The following is a 16,948-nucleotide window of genomic DNA, read 5'->3' as shown; positions in this document are numbered from 1 at the left end:
CGGCTTGTCATATCAATTCCTTCTCGGGGTGCGTGCGACGTTGGCCGCTCCGCCGCCACCGCGCGCACCGCCGCTCGGGGTGCGGAACGTGCCTGCTCGGCGTTGTCCCGACTGAAGGAAGAAGGTGGCACCACCATGGCCGCCCCGAAGAGGATCGCCACGGGAGTCGCGCTCACCGCCGTCTGCGCCCCGGCGCTCGCCGGCTGCGGGCTCGGTGGCGCCGGTTCCGAGGAAGACGTGCGCCGCGGCAAGGAGGCCGCCGCGGCGCCGGCGCCCAGGAGCGTCGTACGCCTGATCGGCGACGGCTCCACCGCCCGTACCGGAAGACAGCCCCATCTCCCCCGGCCCGAGCGGCTGAGGCCGGGTCAGCGGCCGCCGCAGTTCGTGGTCTTCTCCTGGGACGGCGCGGGTGAGGACGGGCAGCGGCTGTTCTCGCACTTCCGCGAGGTGGCCAAGGCCAACGACGCGACGATGACGTACTTCCTGAGCGGTGTGTACCTGCTGCCGGAGGCGAAGCGCGAGCTGTACCGGCCGCCGCAGCACGCGCCGGGCCGCTCGGACATCGGCTTCAACGACGTGCGGGGGATCCGGGACACCGTGACGCAGCTGCGCGGGGCGTGGCTGGAGGGCAACGAGATCGGCACCCACTTCAACGGCCACTTCTGTGGTGAGGGAGGCGGCGTCGGCGAGTGGTCGGTCGCCGAGTGGAAGAGCGAGATCGCCCAGGCCAAGACCTTCGTGAAGTCCTGGCGCAGCACCACGGGGGCCAGGCGGGCGGCCCCGCTGCCCTTCGACTACGACGAGGAGCTGATCGGCGGCCGCACCCCGTGCCTGGAGGGGCGGAAGAACTTCCGCAAGGCCGCCCGGGACCTGGGCCTCCGCTATGACAGCAGTGGTGTCAACGACCAGGTGTGGCCCGAGCGGAAGAAGGGCCTGTGGGACCTGTCGATGCAGCTCGTCCCCGTCCCGGGCCGCGGCTTCGAGACGCTGACCATGGACTACAACTTCTACATGAACCAGTCCGACGCGCGCACCGGGGACCCGGACCTGCACGAGTACTGGGGTGATCAGTTCCGCGACGGCCTGATCAGGGGTTTCCGGCGCGCCTACCACGGCAACCGGGCGCCCCTGATCATCGGCAACCACTTCGAGTCCTGGAACGGCGGCGCCTACATGCGAGCCGTGGAGGAGACCATCGAGAGGGTCTGTACCGAGCGGGACGTGCGCTGCGTCTCCTTCCGGCAGCTCGCCGACTGGCTCGACGCCCAGGACCCCAGGACGCTCGCCAGGCTGCGCACCCTCGAGGTCGGCGAAGCCCCGGAGCGGGGCTGGAAGGCTTTCCTGGGCGGCGAGCCCGCCCCCGCCCCCAGGGGTGTTCCGGGGGCGCCGGCGACCAGGCCGTGACCTGGACCAGGACTTGGTCCAGGCGCGGGACCGGGACCAGGTATTTGGGCCGCGGGGCGGGGTGAGGGTCAGGCAGTGGCCACGAACTCCTCACCGAGGACGAACGCGGGGTCGACCTGCGCCGCCAGGTCGGCCCCGGTGCGCGCGTTGCCCCACGCGCTCGCGTTCTTGAGGTGGAAGTGGACCATCTGGCGTGTGTAGCGCTCCCAGTCCCGCCGGCCGTACGTGGCGTCCGCGGCCGCCTGCAGGGCTCGCAGGGAGGTGCGGTTGGCTTCTTCCAGGCGCTCGAAGCCGGACGGGCGCCCCTTTTCCATGGCGCGCACCCAGTCCGAGTGCCCGACGGTGACGAGGAGGTCCTCGCCGGTCTCCGCGCGCAGGAAGTCGACGTCGTCCGGTCCCTGCACCTTGTTCCCGACCACCTTGAGGGTGATGCCGTAGTCCTGGGCGTACTCCTTGTACTGGCGGTAGACGGAGATGCCCTTCCGGGTCGGTTCGGCGACGAGGAACGTGATGTCGAAACGGGTGAACATGCCGGACGCGAAGGAGTCGGAGCCGGCCGTCATGTCGACCACCACGTACTCGTCGGGACCGTCGACCAGGTGGTTGAGGAACAGCTCCACGGCTCCCGTCTTGGAGTGGTAGCAGGCGACCCCCAGGTCGGCGTCGCTGAAGGGTCCGGTCACCATCAGCCGGACGGCCCCGCCGTCGAGCTCCACCGGCCGCGCGCAGGCGTCGTAGACCGGATTGTCCTCCCGCACCCGCAGCAGCCGGGAGCCCTCGCCGGGCGGCGTCGTCTTGATCATCGTCTCAGCGGAGGCGATGCGGGGGTTGGAGCCGCGCAGATACTCCTTGATCGACGGCAGCCGGTCGCCCATCGCGGGCAGCTCGGCGGCCTCCGTCTCGTCGAGTCCCAGCGCGGCGCCCAGGTGCTGGTTGATGTCGGCGTCCACGGCGACCACCGGCGCTCCGACGGCGGCGAGGTGTCGGACGAACAGCGACGACAGGGTGGTCTTGCCGCTGCCGCCCTTCCCTACGAAAGCAATTTTCATGTTCACCTAGCGTAGCGGTCCGATCGCCATGGGTGTCCAATTGGGGGGTGGGACCACTCGTTCGTGGCGGGTGGGCGCGAGAGAGGCCCCCGCGGTACGGGGTGGCGGTCCGGCGGAGAGGGGCGCGTACTGTCGTACTCATGAGTACGACAGGCGCGACCGCCGATCCGCCCCCGAGTTCTCGAGCGAGTGCGGGCAGGGAGGACCCCCTTGCCGCCCTGGGGACGCTGCCCGGTGTGGCCGAGTCCGTGGAGTCCGTGCGCAAGGCCGTGGACCGGGTCTACGGGCACCGCGTCATGCGGCGCCGCAGCAACGAGGTCACCGCCGAGGCGGCGTTGCGCGGGGCGCGTGGCTCCGCGGCGCTGGCGGGCGCCGACTGGGCCCTCGAAGAGGTCCGCCGCCGCACCGACTTCAGCGCCGACGGCGAGTCCCGCGTCATGGGCGCGGCGCTCCGGCTGTCCGCCGAGGCGGGCCAACTGCTGTCGATCTGGAGGCAGTCGCCCCTGCGCGTACTGGCCCGGCTGCACCTGGTCGCGGCGGCGGACGACGACGCGCGCGTGGGGCGCCCCCGGCGGGACGGCGAACCGGTCGACGAACCACTCGTCCAACTGCCGCTGCCGGACGCCGCCGAGGTCTCGGGGCGTCTCGAAGGCCTGTCCCGGCTGATCATCGCGGGCAGTGCCGCCCCCGCCCTGGTGACCGCGGCCGTCGTGCACGGCGAACTGCTGGCCCTGCGCCCCTTCGGCTCCCACAACGGCCTCATCGCACGCGCGGCCGAGCGCATCGTCCTGATCGGCAGCGGCCTCGATCCGAAATCCATCTGTCCCGCGGAGGTGGGGCACGCGGAGACCGGCCGCGCCGGCTATGCCGCCGCCCTCGAGAGCTATGCCTCCGGTACTCCCGAGGGCATGTCCGCCTGGATCACCCACTGCGGCAGGGCGGTCGGGCTCGGGGCCCGCGAGTCGACGGCCGTGTGCGAGGCCCTGCAGCGCGGAGCTGCCTGAAGCGTTTTCCGCGCGCGGGGCAGCGGGATGGCGGGAAAAGGTTGCGGCGGTACGAATACTCGTACCGCCGCTGGCATGTCCACCGGGTTACCATGCGTCCTCGATATGTTGCCCATCAGGTCGGGAACTTCGCCCGTCGCCTGGTGCGGCTGGCCCGTAATCGACGGGTCGACGTCGCGTGGGTGCTCGGTGTCCATGCTCGGTCCGTGGGGCCAACTGCGTTTAAAGGTGATCCCTTCGGATGTCCTTTGGTCTCGCGGGCCGCTGAATCCTTTGTACTCCCGCACCGGGACAAGTGGAAGTGCTGGCTGCACTTCTTTACTTTTGAGTTCAAAGAACTGTGGAAAAGGCGTCGCCGAGCCTTCGGGAAGTGGTCAGCCGTACGTCATGCCGTGGCCACCCGGCGCCGGGTCGCGTACCAGACCAGGCCCGCCGTGGCTGCCGCGGCACCTATGGCGGCCGCGGCGACGAGCGCCGGACGGGGCGGTACGGACAGCCGCTGCTTCAGCCGCACCGGATGGCTGAAGTCCAGGATCCGCCACCCGCGCGCGAGGGCCTCGCGACGCAGCGCACGGTCCGGGTTCACGGCGTACGGGTACCCGACGGCCTCCAGCATCGGCAGGTCGGTGACGGAGTCGCTGTAGGCGTGGCAGCGCGCGAGGTCGTAGCCCTCCGAATCGGCGAGCTCCCTGATGGCCTCCGCCTTCGTCGGCCCGTAGGCGTAGTACTCCACCTCGCCCGTGAAGCAGCCGTCGTCGCCGACGACCATGCGGGTCGCGACCACGCGGTCCGCGCCGAGCAGTTCCCCGATCGGCTCGACCACCTCGGCTCCGGACGTGGAGACGATGACGACGTCCCGCCCGGCGAGGTGGTGCTCCTCGATGAGGGAGGCGGCCTCGTCGTAGATGATCGGATCGATCAGGTCGTGGAGTGTCTCGGCGACGATCTCCTTCACCTGTTCGACGTTCCACCCACGGCACAGCGCGGACAGATAGGCGCGCATCCGTTCCATCTGGTCGTGGTCGGCGCCGCCGGCGAGGAAGACGAACTGGGCATATGCGGTATGCAAGACCGCTCTACGGTTGATCAGGCCGCCTTGGTAGAACGACTTGCTGAACGTGAGAGTGCTCGACTTCGCAATGACCGTCTTGTCCAGGTCGAAGAAGGCCGCTGCGCGGGGCAAGGAGTGGTTTTCCACGAGCCCGAGCATATGCGCCCGCCATTCGGGCTAGTGTGGGGCGCGTGGGTTTGCCAGAGAGGGCTCTCGGGTACACCATGGAAGTCACGGATCGTTCGCGACCGTGCTAACCCGGTCCGACTCCTCCCCCCCCGAGTCGGCCGTGGGGACGACCCCCGCTCTCCCCCCCGGCGGGGGTCGTCGCATGTCCGGGTGGGTTTTTGCTCCTCCTCCATGATTGCCGCGCGGCGGCGCGCCCTCGGGGCGCCCGTCCGCCGCTCACTCATGATCCGTGACGGTGTGTAGCTGTCGGATTGCGCTGCGGCAGTCGCGTCGAAGTCCTTTCGGGATCCCGCCGAGCTCTGTGCGCCATCGCCTGTTCGGGTGATGGCGATATTCACAGCCCTCGAGATGTCCACAGTTATCGACCAAGATCCACACGATTTCCGGGATCGCTGCACCGTGATTCCAGCGCGCACCGCTCACGGCGAGTTCCTGGCCGGTTCGGTTTGCCGGTGCGTTTGGCCGATTCCTGTCGGCCGCGCATGCGTGGGGAGGCCGGTCTACCCCGGTTCTCCACACAGGTCTTCGACACGGGCGGGATGCACGGGGCGCAGTGGTCCCGGACCTCGCGCAGGAAGCAGCAAAGGGGGCTGGACGTCATGGTGCGAGCCATCACCGACGACGGGCCACCCGCCGCCGAGCGGCGGCAGGGCAGGCCATTGATCATCACCGAGGACGCGGAACTGCTGGACGACCTGCTGCGCCTGTGCGCGGCCGCGGGTGCGGCACCCGAGGTCCACCACGGCGGTCCGCAGGGCCGGGACAGCTGGGAGTCGGCGCCGCTGGTCCTGGTCGGCGACGACGCGGTCCGCCGCGTGCGCGGGGCGGTGCGCAGGAGGGACGTCGTACTGGTCGGCCGGGACCAGGACGACTCCGGGGTCTGGCGGCGGGCCGTGGAGATCGGCGCCGAGCACGTATTGGTGCTGCCGGACGGAGAGCAGTGGCTGGTCGACCGCATCGCCGATGTGGCCGAGGGTGTGGGCAGGCCCGCCCTGACGGTCGGTGTGGTCGGCGGCCGGGGCGGTGCCGGCGCGTCCACGCTGGCCTGCGCGCTCGCCGTGGCCTCCGCGCGACAGGGACGGCGCACGCTCCTCGTGGACGCGGATCCGCTCGGCGGCGGGCTCGACGTCCTCCTGGGTGGCGAGGCGGCCGAGGGGCTGCGCTGGCCCGACTTCGCCGCGTCACGCGGCCGGGTCGGCGGGGGAGCCCTGGAGGAGTCGTTGCCCGAACTGCACGCACTGCGGGTCCTGAGCTGGGACCGCGGTGCCACGGTCGCCGTCCCGCCCCAGGCCGTGCGAGCGGTCCTCGCCGCCGGTCGACGGCGGGGCGGCGCGGTGGTCGTCGACCTGCCGCGCCGGATCGACGACGGCGTCGCCGAGGTACTGGCCCAGATCGATGTGGGGCTGCTGGTCGTCCCGGGCGAACTGCGCGCGATCGCGGCGGCCGGACGCGTGGCGTCGGCCTTCGGAATGGTCCTGCGCGATCTGCGGGTGGTGGTGCGCGGCCCCTCTGCGCCGGGGCTGGACGACCGTGAGGTGGCCCGGTTGCTCGGGCTGCCACTGGCCGGTGAGGTGCCCGTCGAGACCGGGCTGCTGGAGGCCGGGGCCCCTCCCGGGGGCGCGGTGCGCGGACCGCTCGCCCGGTTCGGCCAGGAGTTCTGGGACCGGGCGCTGGCGGGAGCCGAGGCCACGTGAAGGGGAACGGTGCGGGGGAGCGGGTGCCCCTCGGGGCGCCACCGGTGCGGGGGGCCGAGGCGTGAACGGTGCCTGGGACGGGCCGGACCGGGACGGCCACGCTCTCCTGGACGACGTACGGCAGTGGCTCGCCGAGAACGGGTCCGAACCGACGCCCGCGCGCGTGGCGCAGGCACTCCGGGAACGGACCCGGGTGCTCGGGGACGCCGAGGTCCTCGGCACGGCCGAGCGACTGCGGTCCGAGCTGGTGGGCAGCGGGCCGCTGGAGCCGCTCCTCGCCGATCCGTCCGTCACCGACGTCCTGGTGTCGGCCCCGGACCGGGTGTGGGTGGACGAGGGCGGCGGCCTGCGACTGACCGGGGTGACGTTCCCGGACGCGGCGGCGGTACGGCGCCTGGCACAGCGTCTGGCCGCGGTGGCCGGCCGGCGGCTGGACGACGCCCGTCCGTGGGTCGACGCACGGCTGCCGGACGGCACGCGTCTGCACGCGGTGCTGCCACCGGTCGCCGTGGGATCGACCTGTCTGTCCCTCCGCGTGGTGCGACCGAGGGCGTTCACCGTGGACGAACTGGTGGCGGCGGGGACGGTGCCGCCGGGCGGGGACCGTGTGCTGCGGGCGCTGATCACCTCCCGCTCGTCCTACGTGATCAGCGGGGGCACCGGGACGGGCAAGACGACGCTGCTGAGCGCGTTGCTCGGGCTCGTCGACCCCGGGGAGCGGATCGTGCTGGCCGAGGACTCGGCGGAGCTGCGCCCCGACCATCCCCATGTCGTGCGGCTGGAGGGCAGGCCCGCCAACCAGGAGGGCGCCGGGCTCGTCGAGCTGCAGGACCTGGTGCGGCAGGCACTGCGGATGCGGCCCGACCGGCTGGTCGTCGGCGAGGTGCGGGGACCCGAGGTGGTGTCCCTGCTGGCCGCTCTGAACACGGGTCATGAAGGCGGGTGCGGAACTCTGCACGCCAACGCCGCGGCACAGGTGCCCGCCCGGCTGGAGGCGCTCGGCACGGCGGCCGGGCTCGACCGTGCCGCGCTGCACAGCCAGCTGGCGGCGGCCCTGTCGGTGGTCCTCCACCTCGCACGGGACCGGGACGGCCGGCGCCGCATCGCCGAGGTGCACGTGCTGGAGCGGGGCCCGTCGGGGCTGGTCGTGACGGTTCCCGCGTTGCGGTGGGGCGCCGAGGGGTTCGTGCACGAGCGGGGAGCGGAGAGGCTGCGGGAGCTGCTGCGGATGCCGGACGGGAGCGACCGCCGCCGCTCGGGGAGAGCGGTGCCGGAAGGGAGCGGGACCGATGACGGGCGTCGGTGAGGTGTCGGCCGGAGCGGCCTTGGTGTGCGCCGGTACGGCGGTCTGGCTGCTGGGCGGTTCGGGCGCGGGAGTGCGGCGGGCGCGGCTGTTGCTCGGCGGTGGCGGGCCGGTGGGGCCACCGCCCTGGAAGAGGACGTTGCTTAGCGTTCGGGGGCTGGGAGCCGAGTGGTGGGCCGTGGCCGCCGGGGCGGTGGTCGCCGTGCTGGGCGAGTCCCCGCTGCCGGTCCTCGCCGGTGCGCTCGCCGTGCCGGTACTGCGACGCGTACGGCAGGCACAACGGGCGGGGCGGGAGCGGGAACGGCGGAGTGACGCCGTCATCGCGCTCTGCGGGGCGCTCGCGAGCGAGGTGCGCACGGGGCGGCAACCGGGGGAGGCACTGCTGCGGGCGGAACGGGACTGCGGCGGGCTCGGAGCGGCACAGCCGGTCGTTCTGGCGGCGGCGCGGTTCGGCGGGGACGTCCCGGGCGCGCTCGCCGACGCGGCACGGCAGCCGGGCGCCGACGGCCTGCTGGGGCTCGCCGCGTGCTGGCGGGTCGCCGTGGACCGGGGCGCGGGCCTCGCGGCCGGTCTCGACCGGCTGGAGGGCGCCCTGCGCGCCGAACGGGACCAGCGGGCGGAGCTGCGGGCCCAGTTGGCGGGTGCGCGGTCGACGGCGTTCATGCTCGCCGGGCTGCCGGTGCTCGGGCTGCTGCTGGGGACCGCGCTGGGCGCCGATCCGCTGCGCGTGGTGCTGCACAGCACGGCCGGACTGGGCTGCCTGGTGGTCGGTGGAGCGCTGGAGGGCGCCGGCCTGTGGTGGGCGCTGCGGATCGTACGGGGGGCGGAGACGGCATGAGCGCGGAGCTCGTCCACAGGCTGGGGGTACTGCTGTGCACGGCCGCGGGAGTGTGGTGGCTGGTGAGGTCGCTCGGTGCCGCACGGCATGAGCGCAGACTGCGGCGCCGGACGGGAGCGCTGCTGCTCCCGGAGACGGAGACCGAGTCGTCGGGCCGGCGCCTCGCGGTACGGAGCCTCCTGCGGCCGTGGTTGCCGGTGGTGGGAGCGGTGTGTGCCGGATGGGTGCTGGTCGGAGGCGCCGGCGGCCTGTTGCTGGGCGTGGCGGCCGGGTTCGGGGGCCGGTGGTGGCTGCGGCGACGAGGCGGCGGATCGGGCCGGGAGCGGGACGCCCCGGGCCGGGGAGCGCGGGATCTCGGCCACGTGGCGAGGCAGCTGCCGCTCGCGGCGGACCTGCTGGCCGCCTGCATCACGGCCGGGGCGAGCCCGGTGGCGGCCGCGCGGGCCGTCGGCGAGTCCCTGGGCGGCCCGGTGGGCGAGCGGCTGTCCGCGGGAGCGGCACAGATACGGCTCGGGGGCCGGCCGGCGGAGGCGTGGCGGGCACTGGGCGCGCTGCCGGGAGCCGGACGGCTGGCCCGGCTGCTGGAGCGGGCCGACGAATCGGGGGTACCGGCTGCCGCCCCGGTGGCCCGGCTCGCCGCCGAGATCCGTGCCGATTCGGGGCGGGCCGCGACCGAACGGGCACGTCGGGCGGCCGTCATGGTGACCGTGCCGGTGGGGCTGTGCTTCCTGCCCGCGTTCATCGCGGTCGGGGTGCTGCCGGTGGTGATCGGGCTCGCGGGAGGGCTGCTGGGAGGAGGCGGGCGATGACGGCCTGAGTTCTTCGACGACGACAGCACACGTGGTCATTCGACGACCACAGCACACGAGGTGAACGGGCACGAAAGGGTACGGGGGTTCGAAATGCGAGGGATGGTACTAGGCGCGGTGCGGGCGGTGCGGGCTCGGACGAGCGTCGTGGCACGGAGGGTGCGCGCCGCGCGGAGGGACGCGGGGATGGTCACCTCCGAGTACGCGGTGGGCATCATCGCGGCGGTGGCTTTCGCCGCGGTGCTCTACAAGGTGGTGACCAGCGGACAGATCCAGGCGGAACTGCAGGACATCGTGGAGCGGGCCCTCGATGGCGGGGTCTGAGGGGGCCGGGCCACGGCCGCGTGCGCTCCGGCCGCGGCGCGCACCGGCCCACGCCCGAGGACTCACGGCGGCGAGGACGCCGACGGCGGCGAGGACGGGCGACAGGGGCTTCGTGACGGCCGAGGCCGCCATGGCGCTGCCCGTGCTGGTGCTGTTCGCCATGGCGCTGGTGTGGTCCCTGCTCGCCGCGTGCGCGCAGATCCAGTGCGTGGACGCGGCGAGGGCCGGAGCCCGGGCCGCGGCGCGGCAGGACCCGCCGAACGCGGTCGTGGCGACGGCCCGCCGGGCGGCACCGGACGGGGCGAGGGTCGGTGTGAGCCGGGAAGGGGACCTCGTGCGCGTGGTGGTCACGGCGTACCCGCCCGGACTGGACGCCCTGGACGTCGAGCTGAGTCATGAGGCCGTCGCCCTGGCCGAGGAGACGGTGGGATGACCGGATGAGGAGAAGCAGCCGAGCCCGTGGCCGGGCGGGGAGCGGCACGGGCCGTGACCGGGCGGGGCGCTGCGCGGACCGGGGATCGGCCACTGTGTGGGTCGTCGGGGCGGTGGCCGTGCTGTGCGTCGTCTTCGGCGCCGTACTGGCCGTGGGCCAGGCCTTCGTGGTCCGGCACCGCGCCGCGGCGGCGGCCGACCTCGCGGCGCTCGCCGCCGCCGGCCACTGGGCGGAAGGCACGGCCGCCGGTTGCGCCGTGGCGGGCCGGATCGCTCGCGCCCAGGACACCCGGCTCCTGCGGTGCGTGATCGAGGGGGACACCTCGGACGTGACGGCGGCCTCGGGCAGGGGACCGTTCACGGCAGAGGCCAGATCCCGAGCGGGACCGGCCGGTTACGCACCGGTGGGCGCATCCGGCCCGCCGGTAGTGGAGGGCGCCCCCACCCGGCGGACCGGAGAGGTCCTCATCCCTCCGCGTCCCGCGCCCCCCGCAGCAACTCCGTGAGCAGCCGTACGGCGCCCCGCTTGTGCAGCGGTTCGTTCCCGTTGCCGCACTTGGGGGACTGGATGCAGGAGGGGCAGCCGGCCTCGCATTCGCAGGCGGCGATGGCCTGGAGGGTCGCGGTGAGCCACTCGCGGGCGGTGTGGAAGGCGCGCTCGGCGAAGCCCGCGCCGCCCGGATGGCCGTCGTGGACGAACACCGTCGGCAGCAGCGTGTCCGGGTGGAGCGGGACCGAGACACCGCCGATGTCCCAGCGGTCACAGGTGGCGAAGAGGGGCAGCATGCCGATCGACGCGTGCTCGGCGGCGTGGAGGGCGCCACCGAGGATCTCCGGGGTGATCCGGGCCGCGTCCAGCTGGTCCTCGGTGACCGTCCACCACACGGCGCGGGTGCGGAGCGTGCGGGGCGGCAGGTCGAGCTTCGTCTCACCGAGCACCTCGCCGGTGATCAGCTTCCGGCGCAGGAAGGAGACGACCTGGTTGGTGACCTCGACGGAGCCGTAGCACAGGCGGCCCTCGCCCCACGGCACCTCGACGTCCGTCTCCAGGACGGAGATGGCGGTGGTGTCGCGGGCGACGGTCGAGTACGGCGGGTTCGCCTGTTCGACGAGGGCGACGGAGTCCTCCAGGTCCAGTCCGCGCACCAGGTACGTACGGCCCTGGTGCAGGTGGACCGCGCCCTCGTGCACGGCGGTGTGCGCGGAGGCCGCGTCGACCGTGCCGAGCAGCCGGCCCGTGCCCGTCTCCACGACCTGGACGGGACGGCCGCCCCCACCGCGGATGTCGGCCAGGTCGGCAGCCCGCTCCCGGCGCGTCCAGTGCCAGGCCTTCGTACGGCGCCTGAGCAGCTTCGCGGCCTCCAGTTGCGGCAGCAGCTCCGCGGTGGCCGGGCCGAACAACGGCAGGTCGTCGTCGGTCAGGGGCAGCTCGGCGGCGGCCGCGCACAGGTGCGGGGCGAGGACGTACGGGTTGTCCGGGTCGAGCACCGTCGACTCGACCGGCTGGTCGAACAACGCCTCGGGATGGTGCACCAGGAAGGTGTCCAGCGGGTCGTCCCGGGCGACCAGGACGGCCAGCGCGCCCTGACCCGAGCGGCCGGCCCGGCCCGCCTGCTGCCACAGTGACGCCCGGGTGCCCGGATAGCCGGTGATCAGTACGGCGTCCAGGCCGGAGACGTCGACGCCCAGTTCCAGGGCCGTCGTGGCGGCGAGACCGAGCAGTTCGCCGGAGTGCAGGGCGCGCTCCAGGGCGCGGCGTTCCTCCGGGAGGTAGCCGCCGCGGTAGGCGGCGACACGCCGGGCGAGCGAGCGGTCCACCTCGGCGAGGCGTTCCTGGGCGATCACCGCGATCAGCTCGGCGGCGCGCCGGGACCGTACGAAGGCGACCGAGCGGACGCCCTGGACCACCAGGTCGGTCAGCAGGTCGGCCGTCTCCGCGGTGGCCGTGCGCCGCACCGGAGCGCCCTTCTCGCCGTGCAGTTCGGTGAGCGGGGGTTCCCAGAGGGCGAACACCAGCTCGCCGCGGGGGGAGGCGTCGTCGGCGACCTCCACCACGGACAGGCCGGTGAGCCGGGACGCGGCGACCGCGGGTTCGGCGGCGGTCGCCGAGGCGAGCAGGAAGACGGGCGAGGACCCGTAACGGGCGCACAGGCGGCGCAGCCGGCGCAGCACCTGGGCGACGTGCGAGCCGAACACACCGCGGTAGGTGTGGCACTCGTCGACGACCACGTAGCGCAGGGCGCGCAGGAACGAGGACCAGCGGGGGTGGGAGGGCAGTATCCCGCGGTGGAGCATGTCGGGATTGGTGAGGACGTAGTTGGCGTACTGGCGGATCCACTCGCGCTCCTCGACGGGAGTGTCGCCGTCGTACACGGCCGCCCGGATCGCCGTGCCCAGCGGTTGTGAAAGTTCCTTCACAGATCGGCACTGATCCGCGGCGAGCGCCTTGGTCGGAGCCAGGTACAGGGCGGTGGCGCCGCGGCCGTTGGGCGCCTCGGAGCCGTCCAGGAGGGACGACAGGGCGGGTACGAGATAGGCCAGTGATTTCCCGGAGGCCGTGCCGGTGGCGACCACCACGGAATTGCCGTCCAGCGCGTGTTCGGCGGCGTGCGCCTGGTGGGCCCAGGGGTGTTCGATGCCCGCTCGTTGCAGGGCGGCGATGATCTCCGGACGGATCCGGTCAGGCCAGAGGGCATGCCGACCCGCTTGCGGGGGCAAGTGCTCCGTATGAGTGATGCGCGACGCCCGACTCGGTCCCGGGGCGAGCCGGTCCAGGACCGTGCCGGGCGCGGGGCGGGAGGCTGTGTCCGCCGGGGATCGATCGGATCGGTGATTCTTGGCCATCGGCACCGAGTGTGTCACTGGCGTGACGGACAATGGGCCCAAGGCGTCGTGCACGCCTGCCGGTAAGTGATTGAATGCCATCGCGGCTGGCGAACCGTCATGGGGCTCAAGCCGAGGTGTCCCTAGGGACGACCGCTCGATAGCAAGGTGCTGGAGGATCCGTGGACCTGTCCCTGTCGACCCGTACCGTCGGCGATCGTACGGTCGTCGAGGTCGGTGGCGAAATCGATGTATATACCGCGCCCAAGCTGCGTGAGCAGCTGGTCGAGCTGGTGAACGACGGGAATTTTCACCTCGTCGTCGACATGGAGGGCGTGGACTTCCTCGACTCCACCGGGCTCGGCGTGCTGGTGGGCGGCCTGAAGCGTGTACGGGCCCATGAGGGCTCGCTGCGCCTGGTGTGCAACCAGGAGCGCATCCTGAAGATCTTCCGCATCACCGGTCTCACCAAGGTGTTCCCGATCCACACCTCGGTCGACGAAGCGGTGGCGGCGACCGACTGATCCGTCCCCGGGCCGCGTGCCCAAGACGGCACAGACGACAGGAGGGGGGTGCGGGCCAGTTGCGGCCCGGCCCCTCGACAGCACGCCCGTAGTTCCGAGGGGGATGCATGGCCACCGTTGAACTGCTCTTCAGCGCGGTCCCGGGACACGTCAGGACCGCCCGTCTGGTGGCCGCTTCCGTCGCACGCAAGGCCGGGGTGGACGAGGCCGTCCTCGACGAGGTGCGGCTCGCCGTCGGTGAGGCGTGCTCGCGGGCTGTCGGACTCCATCAGAGCGGTGGTATCTCGGCGCCGGTGCGGGTGCTGCTGATCGAGGAGGAGAAGCAGTTCTCCATCGAGGTCGGTGACGAGGCTCCGCGTGCGGTGCCCGGTGACAGGACGCACGGCGCCCACGACGACGCGGACGTGGAGGCCGAGGAGGACGAGATGGGCCTCGCGGTCATCAGCGGTCTCGTCGACGACGTGGAGGTCTCCGCCGGCGAGCACGGCGGTTCGATCCGTATGAGCTGGCCGACCACACCGTCGGCGGCCACGCTGCCGTGACGTCCGGGTGGACGGTGGCCGGTCCTCTGTCGACGACATGTTGACGGTGGCCGGCCTTTTGTCTGGGACATGTCGGTGACTTCGGCGCCGTACGCCCCGTCCGCGGGGTGGTCCGCCGCGACATCGACCTCGGTCGCGTACACCTGGCGTCCGCGACCTCCCCGAAAGGTCGTACGCCTTTCTCCACAGGTGTACACCACTGACCGACACTTCCCCCTGCAGCACCGAGGGCCCTGCTGAGCAGGGCCCTCGGTGCTTTTCGGCGGGCGCTCCCGCAATTCGTGAACGAATTCACGATCATTTCCATGATTATTCGATCAGGCGTCAACGCTTTTGAGGCGTTACCGCTTTCGGGTTCCGTACTTCCCGGTCGATCATTTGCTGAAGGGCCTGCGACGGCTAATTCCGTTTGCCGCGCACTGTTTTGATCAGGTTCCGCTCCCTACAATCCGTCCACATCTTGAGCTCAGCCCAAGCGTCAAGGAGGACGAATGGCGGGGCTTTTCACCCCTCAACATTTTGATCACACGACGACCTTCGCAGCCGCAGTCCTGACCGACGACAACCGGTTCATCGTGGTGATCATCGGAATCGTCGCCCTGGCCGCACTCGTGGTGGCCGGAGTCCTGGTGCGCCAGGTCCTCGCGGCCGGCGAAGGCACCGACAGCATGAAGGAGATCGCGGCGGCGGTACAGGAGGGCGCGAACGCCTATCTGGCCCGGCAGTTGCGCACCCTGGGCGTATTCGCCGTGATCGTGTTCTTCCTGCTCCTGCTGTTGCCCGCGGACGACTGGAATCAGCGCGCCGGACGGTCGGTGTTCTTCCTGATCGGTGCGGCGTTCTCGGCGGCCACCGGTTATATCGGTATGTGGCTGGCCGTACGCAGCAATGTGCGGGTGGCCGCCGCCGCGCGCGCGGCGACCCGGCCGGAGGGCGATCCACAGGCGGAAAACGCCGCCGGTGACTCCGGATCACTGGCCGCCGCGCACAGAGCTATGAAGATTGCCTTCCGCACGGGCGGCGTCGTCGGCATGTTCACGGTGGGGCTCGGTCTGCTGGGCGCCTCCTGCGTGGTGCTGGTGTACGCGGCCGACGCGCCGAAGGTCCTGGAAGGCTTCGGCCTCGGTGCCGCGCTGATCGCGATGTTCATGCGGGTCGGCGGCGGCATCTTCACCAAGGCGGCCGACGTCGGCGCCGACCTGGTCGGCAAGGTGGAGCAGGGCATTCCGGAGGACGATCCGCGTAACGCCGCGACCATCGCCGACAACGTGGGCGACAACGTCGGCGACTGCGCGGGCATGGCGGCCGACCTCTTCGAGTCGTACGCCGTGACCCTGGTGGCCGCGCTGATCCTCGGCATGGCCGCCTTCGGCGACGCCGGGCTCGCGTTCCCCCTGCTCGTGCCCGCGATCGGCGTGGTCACCGCGATGATCGGCATCTTCGCGGTGGCCCCCCGCCGCGCCGACCGCAGCGGCATGACCGCCATCAACCGCGGCTTCTTCATCTCCGCGCTGATCTCGCTGGCCCTCGTGGCCCTGGCGGTCTTCGTCTACCTGCCGTCCTCGTACGCGGGCCTGGAGGGCGTCACCGACCCGGAGATCATCGGCAAGGACGGCGATCCGCGGATCCTCGCGCTCGTCGCGGTGGCCATCGGCATCGTGCTGGCCGCGCTGATCCAGCAGCTGACCGGCTACTTCACCGAGACCACCCGCCGCCCGGTGCGGGACATCGGCAAGACCTCGCTCACCGGCCCGGCCACGGTCGTCCTCGCGGGCATCTCCATCGGTCTGGAATCGGCCGTGTACACCGCCCTGCTGATCGGGCTGGGCGTGTACGGGGCGTTCCTGCTCGGCGGTACGTCGATCATGCTGGCGCTCTTCGCGGTGGCGCTGGCCGGCACCGGCCTGCTCACCACGGTCGGCGTCATCGTCGCCATGGACACCTTCGGTCCGGTCTCGGACAACGCGCAGGGCATCGCCGAGATGTCCGGCGACGTCCAGGGCGCCGGCGCGCAGGTGCTCACCGAGCTGGACGCCGTGGGCAACACCACCAAGGCCATCACCAAGGGCATCGCCATCGCCACGGCCGTGCTCGCGGCCGCGGCGCTCTTCGGGTCGTACCGCGACGCGATCGTCACGGCGGCGCGGGACGTCGGCGAGAAGGTCGGCGACGGTGGTCCGATGAGCCTGGTGATGGACATCTCACAGCCGAACAACCTGGTGGGTCTCATCGCGGGCGCCGCGGTCGTCTTCCTCTTCTCGGGGCTGGCGATCAACGCGGTCTCGCGGTCGGCCGGAGCGGTCGTGTACGAGGTCCGCCGGCAGTTCCGCGAGAAGCCCGGGATCATGGACTACAGCGAAAAGCCCGAGTACGGCAGGGTCGTCGACATCTGCACCAAGGACGCCCTCAGGGAGCTCGCCACGCCCGGTCTCCTCGCCGTCATGGCGCCCATCGCCATCGGGTTCACGCTCGGCGTCGGCGCGCTCGGGGCCTATCTCGCGGGTGCGATCGGCACGGGCACGCTGATGGCGGTCTTCCTCGCGAACTCCGGTGGCGCGTGGGACAACGCCAAGAAACTCGTCGAGGACGGTCATCACGGCGGCAAGGGCAGCGAGGCCCACGCGGCGACCGTGATCGGCGACACGGTGGGTGACCCGTTCAAGGACACCGCGGGCCCCGCGATCAACCCGCTGCTGAAGGTGATGAACCTGGTGGCGCTGCTCATCGCGCCCGCGGTGGTCCAGTTCAGTTACGGCGCGGACCGGAGCGTCACCCTGCGCGTGGTCGTCGCCGTGGTGGCGATCGCCGTGATCGTGGGCGCGGTGTACGTGTCCAAGCGGCGCGGGATCATCATGGGTGACGAAGGCGACTCCGAACCGGTGGCCAAGTCGACGGGCGCGGCGGTCGTTTCTTAGGCCGCCGCGCCACGAACCGGCTCCACGCCGGTCAACGGGCGGGGGGG

At 72.1% G+C, this 16,948-nt stretch carries 15 protein-coding genes; 12 read left to right on the top strand and 3 right to left on the bottom strand.

The window, feature by feature from the left end:
* The first annotated feature begins 135 nt into the window (after positions 1–135).
* Positions 136–1,404 (top strand): hypothetical protein, encoded by a 1,269-nt coding sequence (locus tag UW392_RS36445; RefSeq protein WP_320779499.1) that lies wholly within the window; start codon positions 136–138, stop codon positions 1,402–1,404.
* 68 nt (positions 1,405–1,472) lie between these two features.
* On the opposite strand, the gene UW392_RS36440 is transcribed toward UW392_RS36445, so the two are convergent.
* A complete protein-coding gene (locus UW392_RS36440) occupies positions 1,473–2,453 on the bottom strand; it encodes an ATP-binding protein (RefSeq protein WP_320779498.1) in 981 nt (326 codons plus the stop codon).
* 140 nt (positions 2,454–2,593) lie between these two features.
* On the opposite strand from UW392_RS36440, the gene UW392_RS36435 reads away from it, so the two are divergent.
* Positions 2,594–3,457 carry an oxidoreductase gene (locus UW392_RS36435; RefSeq protein WP_320779497.1) on the top strand — a complete coding sequence of 288 codons (864 nt, stop codon included), beginning with the start codon at positions 2,594–2,596 and terminating at the stop codon, positions 3,455–3,457.
* A gap of 385 nt (positions 3,458–3,842) precedes the next feature.
* On the opposite strand, the gene UW392_RS36430 is transcribed toward UW392_RS36435, so the two are convergent.
* Positions 3,843–4,667 carry an HAD-IB family hydrolase gene (locus tag UW392_RS36430; RefSeq protein ID WP_320779496.1) on the bottom strand — a complete coding sequence of 275 codons (825 nt, stop codon included), beginning with the start codon at positions 4,665–4,667 and terminating at the stop codon, positions 3,843–3,845.
* A gap of 629 nt (positions 4,668–5,296) precedes the next feature.
* Between UW392_RS36430 and ssd the strand changes: the two genes are divergently transcribed.
* The 7 genes from ssd (at position 5,297) to UW392_RS36395 (ending at position 10,603) form a co-directional block, all read left to right on the top strand.
* On the top strand, positions 5,297–6,391 hold the full coding sequence (ssd, locus tag UW392_RS36425; RefSeq protein WP_320779495.1) for a septum site-determining protein Ssd: 1,095 nt from the start codon (positions 5,297–5,299) through the stop codon (positions 6,389–6,391).
* Between the two features lie 61 nt (positions 6,392–6,452).
* On the top strand, positions 6,453–7,697 hold the full coding sequence (locus UW392_RS36420; RefSeq protein WP_320779494.1) for a TadA family conjugal transfer-associated ATPase: 1,245 nt from the start codon (positions 6,453–6,455) through the stop codon (positions 7,695–7,697).
* Positions 7,681–8,532, top strand: a complete 852-nt coding sequence (locus UW392_RS36415; protein WP_320779493.1) for a type II secretion system F family protein — start codon at positions 7,681–7,683, stop codon at positions 8,530–8,532. Before UW392_RS36420 ends, UW392_RS36415 begins: the two co-directional genes overlap by 17 nt.
* Entirely contained in the window at positions 8,529–9,341 is an 813-nt protein-coding gene (locus tag UW392_RS36410; RefSeq protein ID WP_320779492.1) for a type II secretion system F family protein, read from the top strand. Before UW392_RS36415 ends, UW392_RS36410 begins: the two co-directional genes overlap by 4 nt.
* A 93-nt stretch (positions 9,342–9,434) precedes the next feature.
* Complete coding sequence (locus UW392_RS36405; protein ID WP_414496836.1) at positions 9,435–9,665, top strand: DUF4244 domain-containing protein; 231 nt, start codon at positions 9,435–9,437, stop codon at positions 9,663–9,665.
* Positions 9,652–10,098 carry a TadE family type IV pilus minor pilin gene (locus tag UW392_RS36400; protein ID WP_414496834.1) on the top strand — a complete coding sequence of 149 codons (447 nt, stop codon included), beginning with the start codon at positions 9,652–9,654 and terminating at the stop codon, positions 10,096–10,098. The genes UW392_RS36405 and UW392_RS36400 overlap by 14 nt, the downstream gene beginning before the upstream one ends.
* Before the next feature lie 94 nt (positions 10,099–10,192).
* A complete protein-coding gene (locus UW392_RS36395; RefSeq protein ID WP_414496832.1) occupies positions 10,193–10,603 on the top strand; it encodes an Rv3654c family TadE-like protein in 411 nt (136 codons plus the stop codon).
* On the opposite strand, the gene UW392_RS36390 is transcribed toward UW392_RS36395, so the two are convergent.
* On the bottom strand, positions 10,563–13,022 hold the full coding sequence (locus UW392_RS36390; protein ID WP_320779489.1) for a DEAD/DEAH box helicase: 2,460 nt from the start codon (positions 13,020–13,022) through the stop codon (positions 10,563–10,565). The two genes, UW392_RS36395 and UW392_RS36390, sit on opposite strands and share 41 nt — an antisense overlap.
* An 80-nt stretch (positions 13,023–13,102) precedes the next feature.
* Here UW392_RS36390 and bldG point away from each other — a divergent pair, with 80 nt between their 5' ends.
* The 3 genes from bldG (at position 13,103) to UW392_RS36375 (ending at position 16,901) form a co-directional block, all read left to right on the top strand.
* Entirely contained in the window at positions 13,103–13,444 is a 342-nt protein-coding gene (bldG, locus tag UW392_RS36385; RefSeq protein ID WP_009189842.1) for an anti-sigma factor antagonist BldG, read from the top strand.
* A gap of 107 nt (positions 13,445–13,551) precedes the next feature.
* Entirely contained in the window at positions 13,552–13,986 is a 435-nt protein-coding gene (locus UW392_RS36380; protein WP_320779488.1) for an ATP-binding protein, read from the top strand.
* A 491-nt stretch (positions 13,987–14,477) separates the two neighbouring features.
* Positions 14,478–16,901 carry a sodium-translocating pyrophosphatase gene (locus tag UW392_RS36375; RefSeq protein ID WP_320779487.1) on the top strand — a complete coding sequence of 808 codons (2,424 nt, stop codon included), beginning with the start codon at positions 14,478–14,480 and terminating at the stop codon, positions 16,899–16,901.
* Positions 16,902–16,948: the final 47 nt, after the last annotated feature.

Source organism: Streptomyces sp. CRN 30 (genome assembly GCF_034105845.1).
Note: the sequence above shows the minus strand (reverse complement) of the source record. Positions and strands in the feature narration are given on the sequence as shown.